At 74.2% G+C, this 22,155-nt stretch carries 13 protein-coding genes; 6 read left to right on the forward strand and 7 right to left on the reverse strand.

Annotated elements, in window-relative coordinates; genetic code table 11:
* The first annotated feature begins 101 nt into the window (after window positions 1–101).
* The 3 genes from ACZ6MA_RS15235 to moeZ all read left to right on the forward strand — a co-directional run bounded on the left by ACZ6MA_RS15235 (window position 102) and on the right by moeZ (window position 3,019).
* Window positions 102–1,016 (forward strand): NAD-dependent epimerase/dehydratase family protein, encoded by a 915-nt coding sequence (locus ACZ6MA_RS15235; protein WP_130879769.1) that lies wholly within the window; start codon window positions 102–104, stop codon window positions 1,014–1,016.
* Complete coding sequence (locus ACZ6MA_RS15240) at window positions 1,004–1,756, forward strand: spherulation-specific family 4 protein (RefSeq protein ID WP_469433970.1); 753 nt, start codon at window positions 1,004–1,006, stop codon at window positions 1,754–1,756. The genes ACZ6MA_RS15235 and ACZ6MA_RS15240 overlap by 13 nt, the downstream gene beginning before the upstream one ends.
* Before the next feature lie 84 nt (window positions 1,757–1,840).
* Window positions 1,841–3,019, forward strand: coding sequence for an adenylyltransferase/sulfurtransferase MoeZ (gene moeZ / locus ACZ6MA_RS15245; protein ID WP_469433972.1), 1,179 nt, complete (start codon window positions 1,841–1,843; stop codon window positions 3,017–3,019).
* Window positions 3,020–3,124: 105 nt separating this feature from the next.
* Here the strand turns inward: moeZ and ACZ6MA_RS15250 are convergent, their stop codons facing one another.
* The 7 genes from ACZ6MA_RS15250 to ACZ6MA_RS15280 form a co-directional block, all read right to left on the reverse strand.
* Complete coding sequence (locus tag ACZ6MA_RS15250; protein WP_469433974.1) at window positions 3,125–4,663, reverse strand: alpha/beta hydrolase; 1,539 nt, start codon at window positions 4,661–4,663, stop codon at window positions 3,125–3,127.
* A 92-nt stretch (window positions 4,664–4,755) separates the two neighbouring features.
* Window positions 4,756–5,901 carry a hypothetical protein gene (locus tag ACZ6MA_RS15255; RefSeq protein ID WP_469433975.1) on the reverse strand — a complete coding sequence of 382 codons (1,146 nt, stop codon included), beginning with the start codon at window positions 5,899–5,901 and terminating at the stop codon, window positions 4,756–4,758.
* A gap of 121 nt (window positions 5,902–6,022) precedes the next feature.
* Window positions 6,023–7,537 carry an alpha/beta hydrolase gene (locus ACZ6MA_RS15260; protein ID WP_469433976.1) on the reverse strand — a complete coding sequence of 505 codons (1,515 nt, stop codon included), beginning with the start codon at window positions 7,535–7,537 and terminating at the stop codon, window positions 6,023–6,025.
* A 354-nt stretch (window positions 7,538–7,891) separates the two neighbouring features.
* Window positions 7,892–9,823, reverse strand: coding sequence for an ABC transporter permease (locus tag ACZ6MA_RS15265; RefSeq protein WP_469433978.1), 1,932 nt, complete (start codon window positions 9,821–9,823; stop codon window positions 7,892–7,894).
* Window positions 9,820–10,602, reverse strand: a complete 783-nt coding sequence (gene modA / locus ACZ6MA_RS15270) for a molybdate ABC transporter substrate-binding protein (protein ID WP_469433979.1) — start codon at window positions 10,600–10,602, stop codon at window positions 9,820–9,822. The genes ACZ6MA_RS15265 and modA overlap by 4 nt, the downstream gene beginning before the upstream one ends.
* Before the next feature lie 26 nt (window positions 10,603–10,628).
* On the reverse strand, window positions 10,629–11,030 hold the full coding sequence (locus tag ACZ6MA_RS15275; protein WP_469433981.1) for a TOBE domain-containing protein: 402 nt from the start codon (window positions 11,028–11,030) through the stop codon (window positions 10,629–10,631).
* A gap of 504 nt (window positions 11,031–11,534) precedes the next feature.
* Window positions 11,535–14,324 (reverse strand): lysylphosphatidylglycerol synthase transmembrane domain-containing protein, encoded by a 2,790-nt coding sequence (locus ACZ6MA_RS15280; RefSeq protein ID WP_469433982.1) that lies wholly within the window; start codon window positions 14,322–14,324, stop codon window positions 11,535–11,537.
* A gap of 187 nt (window positions 14,325–14,511) precedes the next feature.
* On the opposite strand from ACZ6MA_RS15280, the gene ACZ6MA_RS15285 reads away from it, so the two are divergent.
* From ACZ6MA_RS15285 to ACZ6MA_RS15295, 3 genes are all read left to right on the forward strand, one after another.
* Window positions 14,512–14,907, forward strand: coding sequence for an MGMT family protein (locus tag ACZ6MA_RS15285; RefSeq protein WP_469433984.1), 396 nt, complete (start codon window positions 14,512–14,514; stop codon window positions 14,905–14,907).
* 239 nt (window positions 14,908–15,146) lie between these two features.
* Window positions 15,147–18,440: an ATP-dependent helicase gene (locus ACZ6MA_RS15290; protein WP_469433986.1), complete on the forward strand. Its 3,294-nt coding sequence runs from the start codon at window positions 15,147–15,149 to the stop codon at window positions 18,438–18,440.
* Between the two features lie 94 nt (window positions 18,441–18,534).
* Window positions 18,535–22,125, forward strand: coding sequence for a UvrD-helicase domain-containing protein (locus ACZ6MA_RS15295; protein ID WP_469433987.1), 3,591 nt, complete (start codon window positions 18,535–18,537; stop codon window positions 22,123–22,125).
* The last annotated feature ends 30 nt before the right edge of the window (window positions 22,126–22,155 follow it).

Consider the following 22,155-nt stretch of genomic DNA (forward strand, 5'->3'; position numbering starts at 1 on the left):
GATCCGCCGCCCCCGCGGCACGCCGCACACCCCGTCAGAGGAGCAAGAAAGATGACCGTTCACCCCCTCAGCACCGCCGGGCGAGAGCGAGGGCGCGACCGATGAGGGTCCTTCTTCTCGGCGCCAACGGCTACCTCGGCCGCTATGTGGCCGACCGGCTGCTCGCCGACCCCGCCGTCCAGCTCACCGCCCTCGGCCGGGGCGACGAGGCGGACGTCCGCTTCGACCTGGCCACCGGCAGCCCCGGCGCGCTCACCCGGTTCCTGAACGCCGTCCACCCCGGCGTGGTGATCAACTGCGCCGGCGCGACGCGCGGCGGCGCCCGCGATCTGGCGCGGCACAACACCGTCGCCGTCGCCACGGTCTGCGAGTCGCTGCGCCGCAGCGGCTGCGGAGCCCGCCTGGTGCAGGTGGGCTGCTCCTCGGAGTACGGGCCCTCGCAGCCCGGCTCCTCCACGGCCGAGGACGCCGTGCCGCGTCCCGGCGGCCCGTACGGGGTGAGCAAGCTCGCCGCCACCGAGCTGGTGCTCGGCTCCGGGCTGGACGCCATCGTGCTGCGGGTCTTCTCCCCGGTGGGGCCCGGCACACCGGCCGGCTCGCCGCTGGGCCGGCTCGCCGAGTCCATGCGCCGCGCGATGCAGAGCGGCGACAACGAACTCAAGCTCAGCGGCCTCGGCGTCCAGCGCGACTTCGTCGACGTGCGCGACATCGCCCGGGCCGTCCACGCGGCCTCGCTCTCCGCGGCCCAGGGCGCCGTCAACATCGGCACCGGCCGCGCGGTCCGGCTGCGGGACGCCGCGTCGCTCCTCGCCCGGGTCGCGGGCTTCGGGGGCGCCCTGCACGAGCTGGACGACCCGCACCTGGGCAGCCCGCCCGCGTACCCCTACCCGGACGGCTGCGGCACCTGGCAGCAGGCCGATGTGCGCACCGCCCGCGACCGGCTGGGCTGGCGGCCCCGGATCGGCCTGGAGGAGTCGCTCGCCGATATCTGGATGGAGGCGGCGTGTCGCATTTGATCTCCTCGGGGCGCCGCCGGTCCGCGCCGCCGGGGGAATCGCCGCTCCGCTTCGGTGTCCCCGGCTTCGCCCACCCTCTGGTCGCCCCGCTCGAATGGGGCGAACTGGCCCGTGCCGAAGTGTCCTTGGACTGGACCGTGCTCAATGTCGCGAGCGGCCCGGGCAGCCGCCCCGACCCGTACTGTCTGACCGCCGCCGCCCGGCTGCGCGAGGCGGGCGTCCGCGTCCTCGGTCACCTGGACGTGCGGTTCGGCTCCCGCCCGTTCGGTGAACTGGTGTCGGAGGCACAGCGCTTCCTGAACTGGTACAAGGTCGACGGCTTCTCCTTGGACCGCTGTCCGACCGAGGCATCCGCCCTCCCCGGCATCCGGCGGGCGGTCACTACGCTGCGCACCCTGCGCGAGCGTGCGTACGTCGTACTGGTCCACGGCACGCACCCGTGTTCCGGCTACGCCGCCCTCGCCGACCAGCTCGTCACCTTCGCCGGGCCCTGGTCTCGCTACCGCTGGTCGCAGGTCGCCGAGTGGACCGCCGACCACCCGCCGGAGCGCTTCTGCCACCTCGTGCACGGTGTGCCGCGCCCCCATCTGGACGAGGCCCTGCGCATCGCCCGCTGGCAGGGCGCGGGGACCGTCTACTTCACGGACCGGACGGATCGCGACGAAGCGGACCCCTGGGAGTCCATGCCCGGCTACTGGGACGAAATCGTCTCGCGCATCGGACCGGGTCTCTCGGAATGAGACGGGGCGTGGCAGGGTTACAGGGGAAGTACGTACGTCGCCTGCATGTTCCCCCGTACTCGCGGGGATGACCCTGGAGACCCCGTGTCGCTGCCACCCCTGGTCGAGCCGGCTGCCGAGCTCACCGTCGAAGAGGTCCGTCGGTACTCCCGCCACCTGATCATCCCGGACGTCGGGATGGACGGGCAGAAGCGCCTCAAGAACGCCAAGGTGCTCTGTGTGGGGGCCGGCGGTCTCGGTTCGCCCGCCCTCATGTACCTCGCCGCCGCCGGTGTCGGCACGCTGGGCATCGTGGAGTTCGACGAGGTCGACGAGTCGAACCTGCAGCGCCAGATCATCCACAGCCAGGCGGACATCGGCCGATCCAAGGCGGAGTCCGCCCGCGACTCGGTGCTCGGCATCAACCCGTATGTGAACGTCGTCCTCCACCAGGAGCGCCTGGAGGCGGAGAACGTCAAGGAGATCTTCTCCCAGTACGACCTGATCGTGGACGGCACGGACAACTTCGCCACCCGCTATCTCGTCAACGACGCGTGCGTGCTGCTGAACAAGCCGTACGTGTGGGGCTCGATCTACCGCTTCGACGGCCAGGCCTCGGTGTTCTGGAGCGAGCACGGCCCCTGCTACCGCTGCCTCTACCCGGAGCCCCCGCCGCCGGGCATGGTGCCCTCCTGCGCCGAGGGCGGGGTGCTCGGTGTGCTCTGCGCCTCGATCGGCTCCATCCAGGTCAACGAGGCCATCAAGCTGCTCGCGGGCATCGGCGAGCCGCTGGTCGGCCGTCTGATGATCTACGACGCCCTGGAGATGAGCTACCGCCAGGTCAAGATCCGCAAGGACCCCGACTGTGCGGTCTGCGGGGAGAACCCGACGGTCACCGAACTCATCGACTACGAGGCGTTCTGCGGTGTCGTCTCGGAGGAGGCCCAGGAGGCCGCCGCCGGGTCCACGATCACTCCCAAGCAGCTCAAGGAGTGGATCGACGAGGGTGACGACATCGACATCATCGACGTCCGCGAGCCGAACGAGTACGAGATCGTCTCCATCCCCGGCGCGCGTCTGATCCCCAAGAACGAGTTCCTGATGGGCACCGCCCTCCAGGACCTCCCGCAGGACAAGAAGATCGTCCTGCACTGCAAGACGGGCGTCCGCTCCGCGGAGGTCCTCGCGGTCCTCAAGGCGGCGGGCTTCGCCGACGCGGTGCACGTGGGCGGCGGCGTGATCGGCTGGGTCCACCAGATCGAGCCCGAGAAGCCGGTCTATTAGCCGGTGTCCTCAAACGCCGGACGGGCTGGATGTGGCTGACCTCAGCCGTATCCAGCCCGTCCGGCGTTTGAGGACGCGCCCGCAGGGCGCTCGCCGCCGCCGGGACTATGCGCAACTCGTACCGGCGGCCGGGACCTTGCCGTTGAGCAGGTAGTCGTCGACCGTGCGTGTCATGCAGGCGTTGCCGCTGTTGTACGCGCCGTGGCCCTCGCCCCGGTACGTCACCTCGATGCCGACCCGCTCGCCGAGCTGCCGTGCCATCTTCCGGGCGCCCTCGTACGGCGTGGCCGGGTCACCCGTGTTGCCGATCACGACGATCGGGGCGGCGCCCTCCGCGCGTACGTCCGGTGCTTTCCACTGCCCCTTGACCGGCCAGTCCGTGCAGCCGAGCAGGGACCAGGCCGCCGACTCCCCGAAGACCGGCGACGCCGCACGGAACTCGTTCAGGTGCGCCTTCACGTCGTCCACGCTGTAGCGCTGGTCGGCGTCGGCACAGGAGATGGCCCTGTTGGCGGCCTGGAGGTTGCTGTAGCGGCCGTCCGGGTTGCGGCCGGCGAGGGAGTCGAAGAGCAGCAGCAGGGTGTCACCGGTGCCCTTGCCCATGGCCTCCTGGAGCCCGGCCGTCAGGTACTTCCAGGTGTCCTTGGAGTACAGGGCGGCCGCGATGCCGTTCACCGCCTCGTCCTGGGTGAGCCTGCGGCCGCCCTGAGAGGTGGGCAGCGGCTTCTCGTCGAGCTTCTTCAGCAGGTCGGTGATCCGGTCCTGCGTCGGGCAGCCCGGCGCGCCCTGGGAGGCGCAGTCCTTCAGGTAGTTGCCGAGGGCGAGCTGAAAGCCCTTGGTCTGGCCGAGGTTGCCCCGCAGGACGTCCTGGGTCGGGTCGACGACGGCGTCGAGGACGGCGCGGCCGACCTTCTTCGGGAACAAGTGGGCGTAGACGCCGCCCAGTTCCGTGCCGTAGGAGATGCCGAAATAGTGGAGCTTGTCGTCACCGAGGGCGGCCCGCAGCCGGTCCAGGTCGCGGGCGGTGTTCGTCGTGGTCACATGGGGGAGCAGCTTGGCCGAATTGCGCCGGCAGGCGTCCACGTACGCCTTGTTGGTGGCCAGGGCGGTGCGGAGTTCGGCGTCGTCGTCCGGTGTGGCGTCGAGCTGCGCGGCCGCGTCCAGCTCCGCGTCGCTCTGGCACCGCACGCCCGCGCTCTCGCCGACGCCGCGCGGGTCGAAGCTCACCAGGTCGTAGCGGTCGCGCAGTTTGTCGTAGCTGTCGGCGAAACCCGGCAGTGTGGCCACGCCGGAGCCGCCGGGGCCGCCGAAGTTGAAGACGAGTGAGCCGATACGGCGCGAGGTGTCCCGGGCCTTGACGCGGATCAGCGCGAGGTCGATCTTCTCGCCGTCCGGGTCGGCGTAGTCCAGCGGTACGGGCAGTGTCGCGCACTCCCATGCCCGGCCGGGCGCCTTGCCGTCGCCGCCCTGCGCGGCGGTGGGGGCGGAGCACTTCTTCCAGCGCGGGGAGCCGCTGCCGGAGGCACGGTCCTCCGAGCCGTTCTTGCCGTCGATGGGCCTGCCGTTCTCGCACCCGGTGGCGGCGAGGACGATCGCGAGGGCGGCGGAGGCGAGGGCGGTGGCCCGTAGCCGTATGGGACTCATGGCGCAAACTCTACGGACCGGACGCCGGGGAGGTGGCGGGGCCGCCGGGAAACCCCTGGCCGGGGGGAGTGCGGCGCCGGTGGCGAGCCGGGTCAGGTGCGCAGGCGCGCGCAGCCCGCCTCGCGGGCCGCCGCGTCGACGAAGGCCGGGAAGGCGACGCGCGCGTCGTCGAGCCGGGTGTGGGTGCGGCCCGGTCCGGTCCGCAGGGCGAAGACCGTGGGGCGGCCGGCGCAGTCGGCGCGCACGAGGGCCCTCCTCTCCTCGATACGGCCGTGGGCCCGCCAGCCGGGCGCGGGCGGCCGGTCGCCCGTGAGGCCGTCGAAGAGGGCGACGAGCCGGGGTATGCCGATCGCCGCGAACCGGATCGCCGGCCGGCCGTCGGCGGCGGGCACGGCGCAGGTCCACAGGGTGCCGGGCGGCGTGCCCACCGCCTCGGAGGGGCGCCGGACGCTCTTGGCCGGATGCCCGGGACGCCCGGAACCCTTCTGGACGGAGTGCTCGGCGCCCTCGGTCGCGCCAGCCGTGAGCCCGGGTATGGCGCAGCCGTCGCCCCGCTCCTCGCCCGTGCCGTCCCGGCCGTCGCCTCCGGTGGCGGGGGGCGTCCGCAGGGGTGGCCCGGAAGCACAACCGCTGACGCTTATCGCTCGATTGGCTATTTCTATCAGCAGTTTTCCGGTTATCTCCGGTGCCGGTCCCCGCGCGAGGCCGGGGTGGCCGCCGGGGGCGGTGGAATCGGCGAAGGTGCCGGTCAGGGACACGACGGAGGGGCGGCCGCCCACATCGCAGCTCTCGGGCAGGACCAGCGCGCCCGACCCGGCCGTGACGAACCCGGGAAGCCCGCCCGGCAGCGCCGTGCCGCCGCCCGCGAGCAGCTCCTCCAGCCAGCTCCGCCGCTGGTCGGCGCCGCGCGGACCGGTGTCGAACCGGACGGAGATTCGCTGGCGGTAGGCCTCCGGGCCCCGGTCGACCTGCCAGCTCAAGGCGCAGTGACCGCTGGGCCGTTCGCGCGTGGGGGCGCGCTCGGCGGCGGTACGGTGGCGGGCGCCGCGCGGGAAGGGCCCGCCCTCCCGTGCGTCCCCGGGCCAGGTGCCCCAGCAGTACCCGGGGGAGGTGAGCGGTCTGAACTGCGTCTGCCACAGGGCCACCAGGGCGGCGACCAGGGCCGCGATGGCCAGAGCCCCGGTGAGCAGCCGTGCGGTGCCCCCGGTGCGCCCGGCCCGTGACGTGCTGTACGACACCTCGTCACCCCGCTCGTCGACTCGCCTGCCCAGTGCGGAACTTCAGTGCGGGGAATCGTAGTGCGGGCCACTGACATTCGATCCGGTGTGTCCGAACCGCCGGTGTGATGTGCTATGTGTGCTATGAGCAGACGATGCCCGACTTCGGCACGGTGCCGTCCAGCAGGTACGCGTCGACCACCCGCGTGACGCACGCGTTGCCGCTGTCGTAGGCGCCGTGCCCCTGGCCGCGGAAGGTCATCTCCACGCCGACGCCCGGGCCCAGTTCGCGCGCCATCTCGCGCGCCCCCTCGTACGGTGTGGCCGGGTCACCGGTGTTGCCGACGACGAGGACGGGGGCGGAGCCGGCGGCGCCGACGTCCGGGTTCCGCCAGGCCCCCTTGACGGGCCAGCCGGTGCACTGGGTGAGGCTCCACGCCATGAAGTCCCCGAAGACGGGGGACGCCCGGTGGAATTCCGGCACCTTCTCCTCGATCTCGGCGGCCGTGTAACGCTGCGCGAAGTCGGCGCAGTTGATGGCGGCGAGCGAGGACTGCAGCGAGCTGTAGTGGCCGTCCTCGCTCCGGCCGTTCATGGCGTCGCCGAGCGCGAGGAGGAGTTTGCCGTCCCCGTTCTCGGCGTCCTCGATGCCTTCCGTGAGGTAGTCCCAGAAGTCCTTGGAGTACAGGGCCTGCGCGATGCCGCCGGTGGCGAGGGACTCGGTCAGCTCGCGGGTGCCGCCGGCGGGTACCGGATCGCCGTCCAGACGCTTGAGCAGATCGGTGATCTGCTTCTCGGTGGGGCAGTTGTCGGATGTTCGCGCACAGGCGTCCAGGTAATTGCCGAGGGCCAGCTGAAAGCCCTTCGCCTGGCCGAGGGCGCCCTGTACGGGGTCGTCGGACGGGTCCACGACGGCGTCGAGGACGGCCCGGCCGACGTTCTTCGGGAACAAGTGCGCGTATACGCCGCCCAGTTCGGTCCCGTACGAGACGCCGAAGTAGTGCAGCTTGTCGTCCCCGAGCACCTGACGCATCAGGTCCATGTCGCGGGCCGCGTTCTCCGTCCCCACATGGGGGAGGATCTTCCCGGAGTCCTTCTCGCAGCCGGAGGCGTAGCGGCTGACGCGCTCCACCAGGGCCTTTTCCTCGTCCTTGCCGTCGGGGGTGCCGTCGGCCGCGTAATAGACGTCGAGGTCCTTGTCGCCCAGGCAGGTCACCCCGTCGCTGCGGCCGACGCCGCGCGGGTCGAAGCTGACCAGGTCGTACCGGGTGCGCAGCGCCTTGTAGTCGTCGGCGAAGGCCGGGAGGGAGGCGACGCCGGAGCCGCCGGGGCCGCCGAAGTTGAAGACGAGCGAGCCGATGCGGCGGGCCGGGTCGGTGGCCCGGGCGCGGATCATGGCGATGCCGACGCTGCCGCCGTCGGGGCGGCCGTAGTCCAGGGGGGCGCGCAGCGTCGCGCACTCCCAGTCGCCGCCGGGTGCCTTGCCGGTGCCCTGGCTGGTGCTGGGCGCGGGGCAGGTCTTCCAGTCCGGCCGCTGCCCGGCCGAGGCGGAGGACGCGGCTTCCGCGCGGTCGGCGCCGTCGCCGTCGCAACCGGTGACCGCGCCCGTCAGCAGCACCGCGCAGAGCAGGGCGCCGGCCCGTAGCGATCTGGACACGGTGGCACTCCCGGGGCTCGGCGGAACACGGCGCTCCCATCCTCCGGCCGGTGGTGCGGGGGGCGCGCGGCGTGCGGGGCGTACGGGTTAGGCGTGGCCGGCGGGTGTTTGGGTGACGGCCGGTTGTGCCTCTTGCCTGGCCGGCGGTTCTTTGGCCTGCGGGCCGTCGTTGCCGCCTTTCGCCTGGCCGGCGGATGCTCGGCTGCCAGCCGGTTGTGCCGCCTGCGGCGGCGGGCGCCCTGCGGGCGCGTCCTCAAACGCCGGACGGGCTTGATGTGGCTGGGCTCGGCCGACACCAGCCCGTTCAAGCCCGTCCGGCCATAGAGGGCACAGGCTCGCGGCCCAAAACCGCCTCTACAAGGCGACGAACGTGATCTCGGTGGCCTTGACGCTCACCCATACCGGCACGCCTTCGGCCAGGGACAGGTCGGTGGCGGCGGATGGGGTGATCTCGGCTACCACTTCCGGCTCGCCGTCCACCAGGACGCGTAGTCGGCCGCCCTGTGCGGTGATTTCCCGGACCTTGCCGTGCCAGACGTTACGGGGGCTGCCGGTGGGCCGGGTGGTGTGCAGGGACACCGCCTCGGGGCCCACGACCGCCAGCCCGGCGGTGGCCTTCGCGGGCACCGGGTCCGCGAGGACCAGGCTCGCGCCGCCGTCCAGCAGCAGCGTCCGCTCGTCCGTGGGCGTGCCCGGCCAGGCGTTGCGGCCGAGCATGCGGGCCACCCAGGGGGAGCGGGGGTGCCGGGTCAGCTCGGCCGGTGACGCGTACTGGACCGTACGGCCGTCCTCCAGCACCAGGATCCGGTCGGCGAGCGACACGGCCTCCACGGGGTCGTGGGTGACGAGCAGACAGACGCCGGGGAAGTCGGCGAGGTGGGTGCGCAGGGTGTGCCGGACATGGGCCCGCGTCGACTGGTCGAGCGCGGCCAGCGGCTCGTCGAGCAGCAGCAGCCGGGGGCGCGCGGCAAGGGCGCGCGCCAGGGCCACGCGCTGTGCCTGGCCGCCGCTGATCCGGCCGGGCTTGCGGTGGGCGAGCTGCCCGACGCCCAGCCGGTCGAGCCAGCGCTGGGCTTCGCGGCGTGCCTCGTCCTTGGGCACGCCCTGGGCGCGCGGACCGTACGCGGTGTTGGCGAGCGCGGTCAGGTGTGGGAAGAGGGCACCGTCCTGGGGGACCCAGGCGATGCGGCGCCGGTGCGCGGGGACGCCGGACACGTCCGTGTCACCGAGGGCCAGGACGCCCGCCGTGGCGCGGGGGGTGAGACCGAGGAGGGCCCGCAGCAGCGTGGACTTGCCCGCGCCGTTGGGGCCGACGACGGCGATGGTGGTGCCGGCGGGCGCGTCGAGGTCCGCCTCGGTCGCGCCGGTCACGGTGGCGCGCAGGGGGAGCGGTTCGGCGGGCGGGCCCGCCGGGACCGCCGCCGCCGCCCCAGACTGCTCGGGCGCCGGGGGCTCGGGCGGTCCGGCCGTCGGCCCCGGCACGTCCCGCCCGGCGGTCAGCCAGCGGCCGCGCAGGGCCAGCAGGACCGTCGTGGCGATGGCGAGCAGGAGCAGCGAGACGGCCGTCGCCCCCTCGGGGTCCTCCTGCAGGAGCAGATAGACCTGGAGCGGCAGGGTCTGCGTCGTCCCCGGCAGATTGCCCGCGAAGGTGATCGTCGCCCCGAACTCGCCGAGGGCGCGGGCCCAGCACAGGGCGGCGCTCGCGATCAGCCCGGGCCCGACCATGGGCAGGGTGATCGTGCGGAACACCCGCAAGGGGGCGGCGCCGAGCGATGCCGCCGTCTCCTCGTAGCGCGGGTGGAGCCCCGCGAGCGCCCCTTCCAGGCTGATGACGAGGAACGGCATCGACACGAACGCGGACGCCAGCACGGCCCCCGCCGTGGAGAACGGCAGGGTCACGCCGCACCACGACTCCAGCCACGGTCCGAGGATGCCCCGCCGGCCGAACCCCTGGAGCAGCGCGACCCCGGCGACCGTCGGCGGCAGCACCATCGGCAGCATCACCAGGCACCGCACCGCGGCCTTGCCGGGGAAGTCGACCCGGGCCAGCAGCCACGCGAGCGGCACACCGAGCACCAGGGCGAGCAGCAGGGCCCAGCCGGAGACGAGCAGCGAGAGCCCGAGCGCCTCGGTGACCTCGTGCGAGCCGAGGCGGGACGGGAGGGTCCCCCAGGGCGTACGGGCGAGGATGCCCGCCAGCGGCAGCAGCAGGAAGGCCACCGCCAGCGCGGCGGGCAGCGCGAGCGCCAAGGGTGTGCGCCCCCGGCGCGCACGGGTTCGGGTCACGGCCGCTGGAACCCCGCCGTGCGCAGCAGCTTCTGCGCCTCGTCCGAGCGCAGCCACGTCACGAAGTCGCCGGCCTTCCCGGCGTTCCTGGAGGCCTTGAGGGGCGCGGCGGGGTACGAGGCGATCGCGTTGTGCGCGTCGGGGATGGTGACGGTGGCGACCTTGTCCTTGGCCGAGGTGGCGTCGGTGAGGTACACGATCCCCGCGTCGGCCTCGCCGAGCGTGACCTTGCCGAGCACGGCCCGGACGCTCGGCTCCTGGGAGACCGGTTTCACCGTGACGTGCTGCTGGTCGAGCACCTTCCGGCTGTAACGCCCGACGGGCACCTCGGGCGCCGCCAGGACGACCTTCAGGTCGCTCCTGGCGAGGTCCGCGAGCCCCTTGACGTTCTTCGGGTTGCCCTTGGCGGTGGCGATGGTGAGCCGGTTCCGCGCGATGACTGCGGGGGTGCCGGTGTCGGCCGCGAGGCCGTCCATGGTCTTGGTGTCGGCGGTGACGAGCGCGTCGGCGGGCACGCCCTGGCGCACCTGTGCCGCCAGCTCTTGGGAACCGGCGAAGGAGAACCGCACCTTCGTGTCCGGGTGCCCCTTCTCGTAGGCGGCCCCGGCCTTTTCGAACACGTCGGTGAGGGAGGCGGCGGCGAGTACGGTCAGCGTCGTCGTCTTCGCGTCCTTCCCGGCGTCCTTCTTGTCGTCGCCACCGCAGGCGGTGACCAGCGGGACGAGCAGCGCGGCGGCCAGCACGGGCGGGGCGGCGCGGCGTACGAAGGTGCGGTGCATCGGGTCTCTCCAGGTGGGCCGGGCGGTCAGACGCGGTCGATGTGCACGTTGGTGGCCTTCACCCGGGCCACGGCCTCCATGCCGACGGCGAGCCCCAGCTCCTCCACGGCCTCGCGCGTCAGGAGGGACACGAGCCGGTGCGGCCCCGCCTGCACCTCGACCTGCGCGGCGACATCGCCGAGCTTGACGGCGGTGATGATGCCGGGGAAGGCGTTACGGGCGGTGGTGTACGTCCCCTCGTCCCCGTCCGTGCCGGTCGCCTCGGCGGCGAGCACGACGGAGAACGCCGCGAGGTCGGGCCCGTCGATGATCCGCTTGCCCGCGTCGTCCCTCCGGGTGGGGATCCGCCCGGCGTCCGCCCAGCGGCGGACGGTATCGGAACTGACGCCGAGCAGCCGGGCTGCCCGCCCGATGGTGTAAGACCGCATGCGCGGCACGGTATGGCCATGCGGCCTGCAGATGCAAGGGGGGTTTCGCGGTTGGCCTCGCAACTGCGGGGCCTTGCGTGTGGCCCATACCGGTGCCCTCAAACGCCGGGCGGGCTGATTTTTCTGGCTCGGCACCGCGCTGCCCTCAATCACCGAGCGGGCTTGAAGGGCTCGGTGCCCCCCCGGAGGGCGGCGCGGCGCGGCCCACCCCGCCGCGCCCTGCGGGCAGCTGCCCGCGCCGTAACGCCCGGCAGGGCCGGTCAGAGCCTTGGCCGTGGCCCGGCGTACCGAGCCCAGCGGGCCCAGCCCGACACTGTGCCCCGGCGTAGACGTAGCCCCGGACGGCGGGGCACGCCCGGGCAGCGGGTGGGCGCGGGCTGAGTGAGTTGCCGGACGGCGGCGTGGGCCGGTTCCGTGCCCTGCGGGCGGCAGCCCGGCGCGCCCCCGGCAGGGGGGGTGCCCGCCCACGGGCCGGCACCCCCCCGTGGCAGGGGCAGCAGCCTGCTAAATCGCTCCCTTGCGGGTCAGGTGCGAGAACGACACCCACCCCGGCAGCACCGGCAGCCATAGCGTCATCAGGCGGAACAGCAGCACCGCGGGGGCGGCCTGTTCCGCCGGGAGGCCCGCGAAGGTCAGCGCGCCGGTGAGGGCGAACTCCACCGCGCCGACGCCGCCGGGCGTCGGTGCCGCCGAGCCCAGGGCGTTGGCCGTGAGGAAGACCACCGCGATGCTCGCGTAGCTCAGCTCACCGCCGAAGGCGCGGATCGAGGCGTCCAGGCACATCACGTTCGCCGCCGTCAGCAGCAGCATCCCGCCGATGCCGGAGGCGAGCTTCTGCGGCCGCTGGAGCACGTCCAGCATGCGCGGTACGACACCCGCGAACAGCGACCGCACCCGCGTCGCCACGAACTTCCGCAGCACCGGGATCGCGGCCACGACGAGCACCAGCACCGCCGCCGTCAGCAACCCGCCGATCACCGTCCGGGAGGGGCCGATCGAGGAGCTGCGCTCGGTGCCGGTCACATAGCCGAAGGACAGCAGCAGCATGACGTGGCAGGCGAGACCGAAGAGCTGGGAGGCCCCGACACTTGCCACGGCCAGGCCCGGCCGGACCCCCGAGCGTTGCAGGAAGCGGGTGTTCAGGGCCACGCCGCCCACCGCCGCCGGGGCGACGAGCTTCACGAACGAGCCCGCGACCTGCGCGAGGACCGTCCGTCTGAACGTCACCTTCTCCGGTACGAAGCCCAGCAGGCTCAGCGCGGCGGCGACGTAGGTGAGGGCCTGGAAGCCCACCGCCACCGCCACCCACGCCCAGTTGGCCTTGTCGACGAGGTCGCCGAACTTGATGTGGGTCAGCTGGGAGAGGAGGAAGTACGCGGCGAACGCGCCCGCCACGAAGGTGACCAGCGTCCGGGGCTTGATCCGCTCCAGCCGCACGGGCTCTATCGGCGCCTGGGGCCGGATCAGCAGCACCTGCCGGCGGATCTGCGCGAGCAGGTCCTCCTCGCGGGCCTCCTCCAGCGCCTCGTCGATCGCCTTCTTCTCCGCCTGCCGCTCCGCCTTGAGCGCCTTGCGGCCCGAACTCTCCGTCTCGTGGGGCTCGGCCTCGGCCCCGTTCGCGGCGTTCTCCTCGGCCGCGTTCTCCTTCGCGGCCCGCGCCGCCTCCAGCACCTTCTCGCGCTCCCGCTGGGCGCGCTCGCGCGCCAGCTGCCGCAAGGTGCCGCGGCTGACCCGGGTCAGGGCCAGCGGCTGGAGCAGCGGCAGGCTGTCCGCGACCGCGTCGGGCCCGAGGACGGACACGGCCGCCGCCACCGCCCGCTCGGCACCGACCCGCAGCCCGAGCGTGACGAGCAGCTGGGCCACGTCCATCCGCAGCACCAGGTCACCGGCCGCGATCTCGCCGCCGCGCAGGTCCGTCAGCACCACGTTGCCGGAACGATCCACCAGCAGGGCGTCACCGTCCAGACGGCGGTGCGCGATGCGCCGCGACTGCAGCGCCCGGACCTGCCGCCAGGCCCCGGCCATCAGCTCGTCGGTGATCTCCTCGGTCCCGATGGCGTCGAGGGTGCGGCCGCCGACGTGCTCGTAGACGAGCATCACGGCGTCCGGGCCGAGTTCGGAGGTGGCGATGAGCTTGGGGGCGTTGGCGCCCGCGGCGATGGCCGCGTAGGCGAGCAGCGCCTCCTGTTCGAGGGCCTGCCGCAGGGACTGGAGGCTGCGCCGCTGGTTGATGCCGCGCAGCGCGAGCCGGCGCCACAGGCGGTAGAAGAAGCCCTGCGCCTGCTGCTCGCGGTCGACGACCGTGACGTCGAGGGGCGGACCGTCCTCCAGGGTGACGATGTAACGGCGCCCCCGGTCGTGATGGCGGTCCGGATCGGCCTCCGCCGGCTCCTCGGCCCGCAGCGCGGTGACCGGCTTGAAGCCGACGCGGCGCAGCCCCGCGAGAAGGTTCTGCCCGGTGGGGCGGACGTTCGGGGAGCCGACGGCGTAGAGCGTGCCGTAGGCGACGGTCCAGCCGATCAGCACCGTGGTGACGATCGAGAACGGCGTGGTGTAGCCGTTGACCAGCACCGCGAAGGCGTCCAGCAGCAGCACCGCCCACATCGCGACCCGCCAGCGCGGCCGGCGGGACATCCCGACGGCCGTCATATAGGCGATCACGGGGGCCAGATAGCCGTGCACGGGATCGGTGAGGCCGCCGGTGGGGGCGGCCCGGGTCAGGGCGTCGCGAATGGTCTCCGGGGCGGTCTCGGCGACCCACAGGTCGGTCGCCAGGGAGACGCCGTGCGCGAGCACCGCCGCGAGGACGCCGTCGGCGATGCGCAGCCCGTCCCGTTTGATGAGCCGTTCGATGGCGAAGACCACCGGGACGATGAAGATGACGACGTTGGCGGCGAGCCCCGCGAAATTCGCCAGCAGCTGCGGCGCCCGGCCCGTGCTGTCGCCGATGTCCTTCTCCAGCCCGGCGGTGGTGCCGTGGGCGAAGGCGGCGAGGGCGAGCACGAGCGCGATGCCGACGATGCCGAGGAAGAGCCGGACCAGGTCGACGGGCCGGTGCACCCGGGCGGGCAGCAACGGCTCGTCACCGGAGACCTGGTCGATGTGCGCCTCGCAGCCCTCGCCGGCCGCGCCGCTCGCGCAGTCGTAGGGGCCGGCGGACGGCGACGTGCCGGGGCCCGCACCGTGCGGATCACCGGTGTCGCGGTCGTGGCGGGGCAGCTCTTTGGGAGCGCGGGCCTCCTCGGGAGGCTGCGCGCCCTGCTGCTCGTCCGTCTCTTCTTGGTCTCGTATCACCAGTTCACCGCCCGGAAGATGGTGGCATGGCCCCACCGGGCAAGAGGGCATCAGGGTGCATTTCGGGGGCGCGGACTTGGGATCGTACGCCCTGTAGTGCGGAGGCGCACGCTCGGTGATCTTGTGGCTGAGGTGCGGGAAGGCCGCCGCCCCGGCGTTGTCGGTGGGGTGCGGCAGTATGGACCGGATGAGCGAGGACGTGACGACGGACCACGGGCCGGCCGCCGGGCTCCCCGAGTACGCCGACCGGGTGCTGGCCGTCGCCGAGCTGATCCCGCCCGGCCGGGTGATGACCTACGGGGACGTCGCCGAATGGCTCGGGGAGGGCGGCCCCCGGCAGGTGGGGCGGGTCATGGCGCTCTACGGCGGCCCGGTGCCCTGGTGGCGCGTGGTCCGCGCGGACGGCGCCCTGCTGCCCGGCCACGAGCTGCGCGCCCTGGACCACTACCGCGACGAGGGCACCCCGCTGCGCCCGGCCGCCCGCTCCGCCGACGGCCACCTGCCCCGCCTCGACATGCGGCGGGCCCGCTGGGACGGCACCGGCACCGATGGCACCGGGCCGGATGTGAATCCGCACACCTGACGGCCTCGGCCGTCCGGGTACCGCCCGGCCCCGCCGGAGCAGGCGGGGCCTGGGCGTAATCCGAACGGATGAGGCCGCCGCGCCGGTCCGGTGACACCCGGGACGCCCTGCGCCCGGGGTGCCTCCTGGCGTAGCGTCGGTGGCCGCCCTCCGTCGTCCGCCCCGCCCCACCCTCAGGCCGCTTCCCGGCCCGAACGGCCGTACGTCATCCCGCACCTCCACCAGGACCGGCAACCCACGTGAGCTCCTCCGTATCGTCCCGCCCGCCGCAGCAGCTGCGGCGGCCCTCTTCGGGCGCGTACCGCCTCGTGCGTACCCGGCCCGGGCCGGTGGGCCCTCCTGAGCTGGACGCACGACAGCGCGCCGTGGTTGACCACCGGGACGGGCCGCTGCTGGTGCTCGCCGGACCGGGCACCGGCAAGACCACCACGCTCGTCGAGGCGGTCGCCGAGCGGGTGCGGCGGGGCACCGACCCCGAGCGGATCCTCGTCCTCACCTTCAGCCGCAAGGCCGCGGTCGAACTCCGGGACCGGATGGCCGCCCGGCTGGGCGCCGCCAACGGCCTGCGGGCCACGACCTTCCACTCGTACTGCTACGCCCTGGTCCGCGCCCACCAGGACGTGGACCTCTTCATCGACCCCCTGCGGTTGCTGTCCGGACCCGAGCAGGACGTCGTCGTGCGCGAGCTGCTCGCCGGCCAGGCCGAACTGGAGCGCGCCGGGCGCGAGGCCGTGGGCTGGCCCGACGAACTGCGCGCGTGCCTGACCACCCGCGGCTTCGCCGACGAGGTCCGCGCGGTCCTCGCCCGCAGCCGCGAACTGGGACTCGGCCCCGGGGCCCTCGGCGCCTTCGCCGCGCGCACCGGCCGCCCCGACTGGCGGGCCGCCGCGTCCTTCCTCGCCGAGTATCTCGACGTGCTCGACATGCGCGGGGTGCTCGACTACGCCGAACTCGTCCACCGGGCCGTGCTCCTCGCGGAGCGGCCCGACGTCGCCGCCGAGCTGGCCCTGCGCTACGACGCGGTCTTCGTGGACGAGTACCAGGACACCGACGCCGCCCAGGTGCGCCTGCTGCGCGCACTCGCGGGCGGCGGACGCACCCTGGTCGCCTTCGGCGACCCCGACCAGTCGATCTACGCCTTCCGGGGCGCCGACGTGAACGGCATCCTCGACTTCCCCGACGCCTTCCCCCGCCGCGACGGCTCCGCCGCCCCCGTCGAGGTCCTCACCGTTTCGCGCCGCTCCGGCGCCGCCCTCCTCGCCGCGACCCGGCTGCTCACCCGCCGTATGCCGCTCACCCGCCTGCCGGCCCGGGCCGTGCGCGCCCACCGGGAACTGACGGCCGTCCGCGAAGGCGGCCGGGTGGAGGCGTACACCTACCCCACACCGGGCGCGGAGGTCGACAACATCGCCGACATCCTGCGCCGCGCCCACCTGGAGGACGGCGTCCCCTGGCACGACATGGCCGTCCTCGTCCGCGCGGGCGCCCGCTCCATACCGGGCCTCCGCCGCGCCCTGACCTCGGCGGGCGTCCCCGTGGAGGTCGACGGCGACGATCTGCCGCTGCGCCACGAACCGGCGGTCTCCCCCCTGCTGACGGCCCTGCGCGCGGTGGCCGAACCCCCGGCCCCCTCCGGCGCCTCCCCCCGGGCGGCCTCGTTCGACCCCGAGACCGCGCTCACGCTGCTCACCTCGCCGCTCGGCGGCATGGACGCCACGGACCTGCGCAAACTGGGCCGCGCCCTGCGCGACGAGGAACGCGCCGCGGGCCACGCCGTACCGCGCCCCTCGGACGTACTGATCGCGGAGGCGCTCGCGGAACCGGAGCGCCTCGTGGCGCACGACCCGTCCTACGCGCGGGGCGCACAGCGCCTGGGCGCTCTCCTGCGCACGGCCCGCGAGCTGCTCGAAGGCGGCGGCACCGCCGAAGAGGCGCTCTGGGCCCTGTGGAACGGCACCACCTGGCCGGAGCGGCTGGAGCGGGCCGCCCGCCGCGGCGGCGCCGGCGGCCGGAACGCCGACCGGGACCTGGACGCCGTGTGCGCGCTGTTCGAGACCGCCGCCCGCGCCGAGGAGCGCACCGGCGGCCGGGGCGCCCTGAACTTCCTGGACGAACTCGACGCCCAGGACATCGCCGCCGACACCCTCACCCGCAGGGCCCTGCGGCCCGACGCCGTACGCCTGATGACCGCGCACCGCTCCAAGGGCCTGGAGTGGCGGGTCGTCGTCGTCGCGGGCGTGCAGGAAGGCCTCTGGCCGGACCTGCGCCGCCGTGGCTCGCTCCTGGAGGCCGACCGCATCGGACGCGACGGCCTCGCCGAGCCGCTCAGCCCCGGCGCCCTGCTCGCCGAGGAGCGCCGCCTGTTCTACGTGGCCGCCACGCGTGCGCGCGAGCGCGTGGTCGTCACCGCCGTCAAGGCGGCCGCCGAGGACGGCGACCAGCCCTCCCGGTTCCTGACCGAGCTGGGCACCGAGCCCGTCGACGTCACCCAGCGGCCGCGCCGCCCCCTGGCCGTCGCCGCGCTCGTCGCCGAACTGCGCGCCACCACCGTCGACCCCGACGCCTCGGACGCCCTGCGGGCCGCGGCGGCCGAGCGGCTCGCCCGGCTCGCGGCCCTGAGCGACGACGAGGGCCAGCCGCTCGTGCCCGCCGCCCACCCCTACCGCTGGTGGGGCCTGGACGAGCCGACGCACAGCGCGACGCCGCTGCGCGACCGGGAACACCCCGTCGCGCTCTCCGGCTCCGCCCTCGACCAGCTCGCCAACACCTGCTCGCTCCAGTGGTTCCTCGGCCGCGAGGTGAAGGCCGACGCCCCCGCCACCGCCGCCCAGGGCTTCGGCAACGTCGTCCACGTCCTGGCCGACGAGGTCGCCTCCGGCCGCACCCCCGCCGACCTCGCCGTCCTCATGGAACGCCTGGACTCCGTCTGGGACGCCCTGGCCTTCGACGCGCCCTGGAAGTCGACGCAGGAAAAGGAGCACGCCCGCGCGGCCCTGGAGCGCTTCCTGCGCTGGCACGTGATGGAACGCGACGGCCGCACCCCCGTCGCGACCGAGCACTCCTTCGACGTCACCCTGAACGCCCCCGGGGACTACCGGGTGCGCGTCCGCGGCTCCATGGACCGGGTGGAGACGGACGCCCACGGCCGCGCCTACGTCGTCGACTTCAAGACCGGCAAGGGCACGGTCACCGCCGACGCCGTGACCCACCACCCCCAGCTCGCCGTCTACCAGCTCGCCGTCGAGCACGGTGCCGTCGACGACCTCTTCGACGGCGAGCGCCCGGTGCCGGGCGGCGCGGAACTCGTGCAGCTGCGCCAGGGGGCCGCGAAGAAGGACGGCGGGGACACCCTCCCCAAGGTGCAGGCCCAGGACCCGCTGGGGGAGGGCGAGTGGATCGGCGGCCTCCTCGCCGAAGCGGCCGGCCGGGTCCTGGAGGAGCGCTTCGCCCCCCGGCCGGGCCGGCACTGCACCCACTGCTCCTTCCGCGCCTCCTGCACCGCACGGCCGGAGGGCCGCCAGATCGTTGAGTGAAGCCGCGTGAGGCCCAGTGCGGCCGAGGGCGTGGCGGCAAGTGCTCTGACCTGCGAAGTTCAAGGATGTCAGTGCGGGCCGTTAGCGTTTTCGTGTGACCCCGCGCCTGACCGACCCCGAGCAGCTCAAGGAGCTGCTCGGCATCCCGTTCACCCCGGAGCAGACGGCCTGCATCACCGCGCCGCCCGCCCCGCAGGTCATCGTGGCCGGAGCCGGATCGGGCAAGACCACCGTCATGGCCGCCCGCGTCGTCTGGCTCGTCGGCACCGGGCAGGTCGCCCCCGAGCAGGTCCTCGGCCTCACCTTCACCAACAAGGCGGCGGGCGAGCTGTCCGAGCGGGTGCGCAAGGCCCTCGTCGAGGCGGGCGTCACCGACCCCGAGCCGAGCGACCCCGACCGGGCGCCCGGCGATCCGCAGATCTCCACCTACCACGCCTTCGCCGGCCGGCTCCTGAAGGAGCACGGCCTGCGCATCGGCCTGGAGCCCACCTCCCGGCTGCTCGCCGACGCCACCCGCTTCCAGCTCGCCGCCCGTGTGCTGCGCACCTCGCCCGGCCCCCACCCCGCGCTCACCCGCTCCTTCGGCGACCTCGTCTCCGACCTCCTCGCCCTCGACGGCGAGCTGGCCGAGCACCTCGTACGCCCCGAGGACCTCCGCGCGTACGACACGGAGCTGCTGACCGCCCTGGAAAGCGCCAAGCTCTCCAACGCCGAGCTGCGCCAGGTGCCCGAGACCACCCGCGCCCGCCTCGAACTCCTCGGCCTCGTGACCGCCTACCGCGAGGAGAAGCGGGCGCGCGACCTCCTCGACTTCGGCGACCAGATCGCCCTGTCCGCCGAGCTGGCCGGCACCCGGCCGGAGGTCGGGCGGATCCTGCGCGAGCAGTTCGCGGTCGTCCTCCTCGACGAATACCAGGACACCTCCGTGGCCCAGCGGCTGCTGCTCGCCGGCCTCTTCGGCGGCGGCACGGGGCACGCCGTCACCGCCGTCGGCGACCCCTGCCAGGCCATCTACGGCTGGCGCGGAGCCTCCGTGGCCAACCTCGACGACTTCCCCCACCACTTCCCGTACGCCGACGGGCGCCCCGCCCAGCGCTTCGCGCTCAGCGAGAACCGCCGCAGCGGCGGCCGGCTCCTGCAGCTGGCCAACGGGCTGGCCGCACCGCTGCGGGAACGCCACGAAGGAGTCGAGGCCCTGCGGCCCGCCCCCGGCGCCGAGCGCGACGGCGTGGTGCGCTGCGCCCTGCTGCCCACCCACGCCGAGGAGCTGGACTGGCTCGCGGACTCCCTCGCCCACCTGGTGCGCACGGGCACCCGGCCCGGTGACATCGCGGTGCTGTGCCGCACCGCCGTCGACTTCGCCCACATCCAGGGCGCCCTGGTCGAGCGGGACGTCCCGGTGGAGGTCGTCGGCCTGTCCGGGCTGCTGCACCTGCCGGAGATCGCCGACCTCGTCGCCGTCTGCGAAGTGCTCCAGGACCCCACGGCCAACGCCGCGCTCGTCCGCCTCCTGGTCGGCCCCCGCTGGCGCATCGGCCCCCGTGACCTGGCGCTGCTCGGACGCCGCGCGCGGACCCTCGTGCCCTACGGCAGCGCGGGCTCGGACCCCGACCGGCGCCTGGCCGAGGCGGTCGAAGGCGTCGACCCGGCCGAGGCCGTGTCGCTCGCCGACGCCCTCGACACGTTCCTGACCGCCGGTCCGGACGACGGGCTGCCGTTCTCCGCCGCCGCCCGCGTCCGCTTCGCCCGGCTCGCCAGGGAACTGCGCGAGCTGCGGCGCTCCCTGGCCGACCCGCTCATGGACGTGCTCCACCGGGTGCTCGCCACCACCGGTCTGGAGGTCGAACTCTCCGCGTCGCCGCACGCCCTGGCGGCTCGCCGCCGCGAGACGCTCTCCGCGTTCCTGGACATCGCCGCGGGATTCGCCGCCGTCGACGGCGAGGCGACCCTGCTCGCCTTCCTCGGCTTCCTGCGCACCGCCGCCCAGTACGAGAAGGGCCTCGACAGCTCCCTGCCCGGCGGGGAGAACACCGTCAAGGTGCTCACCGCCCACAAGTCCAAGGGCCTGGAGTGGGACGTGGTCGCGGTCCCCGGTCTCGTCACCAAGACCTTCCCGAGCGAGCAGACCCGCGAGTCCTGGACGGCCCAGGCGAAGGTGCTGCCGCACGCGCTGCGGGGCGACGCGGACACCCTCCCCGACGTCCGCGCCTGGGACGCCAAGGGGCTCGCCGCCTTCAAGGCGGCCATGAAGGAACACCAGCGCGTCGAGGAGCTCCGCCTCGGCTACGTCACCTTCACCCGCCCCCGGTCGCTGCTCCTCGCCTCCGGACACTGGTGGGGGCCGAGCCAGAAGAAGCCGCGCGGCCCGTCCGCCTTCCTCGAAGCCCTGCGCGAGCACTGCGAGGCGGGCCACGGCGAGATCGAGGCCTGGGCCCCGGCCCCCGAGGACGGCGAGGAGAACCCGGCCCTGGAGGAGTCCGCCGCGGAGCGCTCCTGGCCGCTGCCCCTGGACCCGGCGTCGCTCGCCCGCCGCCGCACCGCCGCGGACGCGGTCCTGGCCCACCTCGCCCGCCTGACCGACCACCCCGAGGACCACCCCGTCGCGGCCGTCCACGACGCCCCCCACCCGGCCGCCACCGCCCCCGACCCCGACTGGCCACCGCCCCCCGAGGACGGGCCCTTCGACGAGATGCCCTTCGACGAGACGGCCTTCGGCGAGGCCTGCGACGACGACCTGGCGGACTGGGACTCCCTGCCCACCACGCGCCCGGCAGGCGCGCCCGGCGGAACCGAAGGCACCGAGACCGAGGCCGAGGTTGAGGCCGCCGCCGATGCCGCCGCGCTGCCCGGCCCCCGGCAGGCGCCGGGCGGCCCGGACCACGCGGCCTCCCACCCGGATCCCGCCGGAGGCCGCCCGCACCCCCAGGAGGACGAGGACACCACCGCGCCCGGCACCATGTCGCGGCTGCTGCCCGAGGAGGCCCGGCTCGTCGGCTCCTGGGACCGGGACCTCGACGCGCTCGCGGGCGAGCTGCGGCGGGCCCGCGCCAGTGTGCGGGACGTGGTCGTGCCGTCGTCGCTGAGCGCCTCGCAGCTGGTCCGGCTGGCCGCCGACCCGGAGGGGTTCGCGCGGGACCTGGCCCGCCCCATGCCCCGCGCACCGCAGCCCGCCGCGCGCCGCGGCACCCGCTTCCACGCCTGGGTGGAGTCCCGCTTCGAGGAACTGCCGCTGCCGTTGCTCGGCCCCGAGGAACTGCCCGGCGGCCCCGACGACGAGGACGCCGGCGGCCTCGCCCCCGAGATCGCCGACGAACGGGACCTCGCCGCACTCAAGGAGGCGTTCGAGCGCACCGGCTACGCCCGGCGCACCCCCTACCGGGTGGAGGTGCCCGTGCAGCTCACCCTCGCGGGCCGGGTGATCCGCGGCCGGATCGACGCGGTCTACCGCGAACGCGGCCCGCACGGCGACAGCTACGAGATCGTCGACTGGAAGACGAACCGCGACCACGACGCCGACCCCCTCCAGCTCGCGATCTACCGCCTCGCCTGGGCCGAACAGCACGGCCTGCCGCTGTCCGCCGTCACCGCCGCGTTCGTGTACGTCCGTGACGGCGAGACCGTCCGCCCCGCGGGGCTGCCGGACCGTGCGGACCTGGAGCGGCTCCTCCTCGGGGAGGACGGGTGAGAAACCCGGTCATGGTCACGCCCCGTGGCC

It is taken from the genome of Streptomyces sp. NPDC042259, assembly GCF_055582085.1.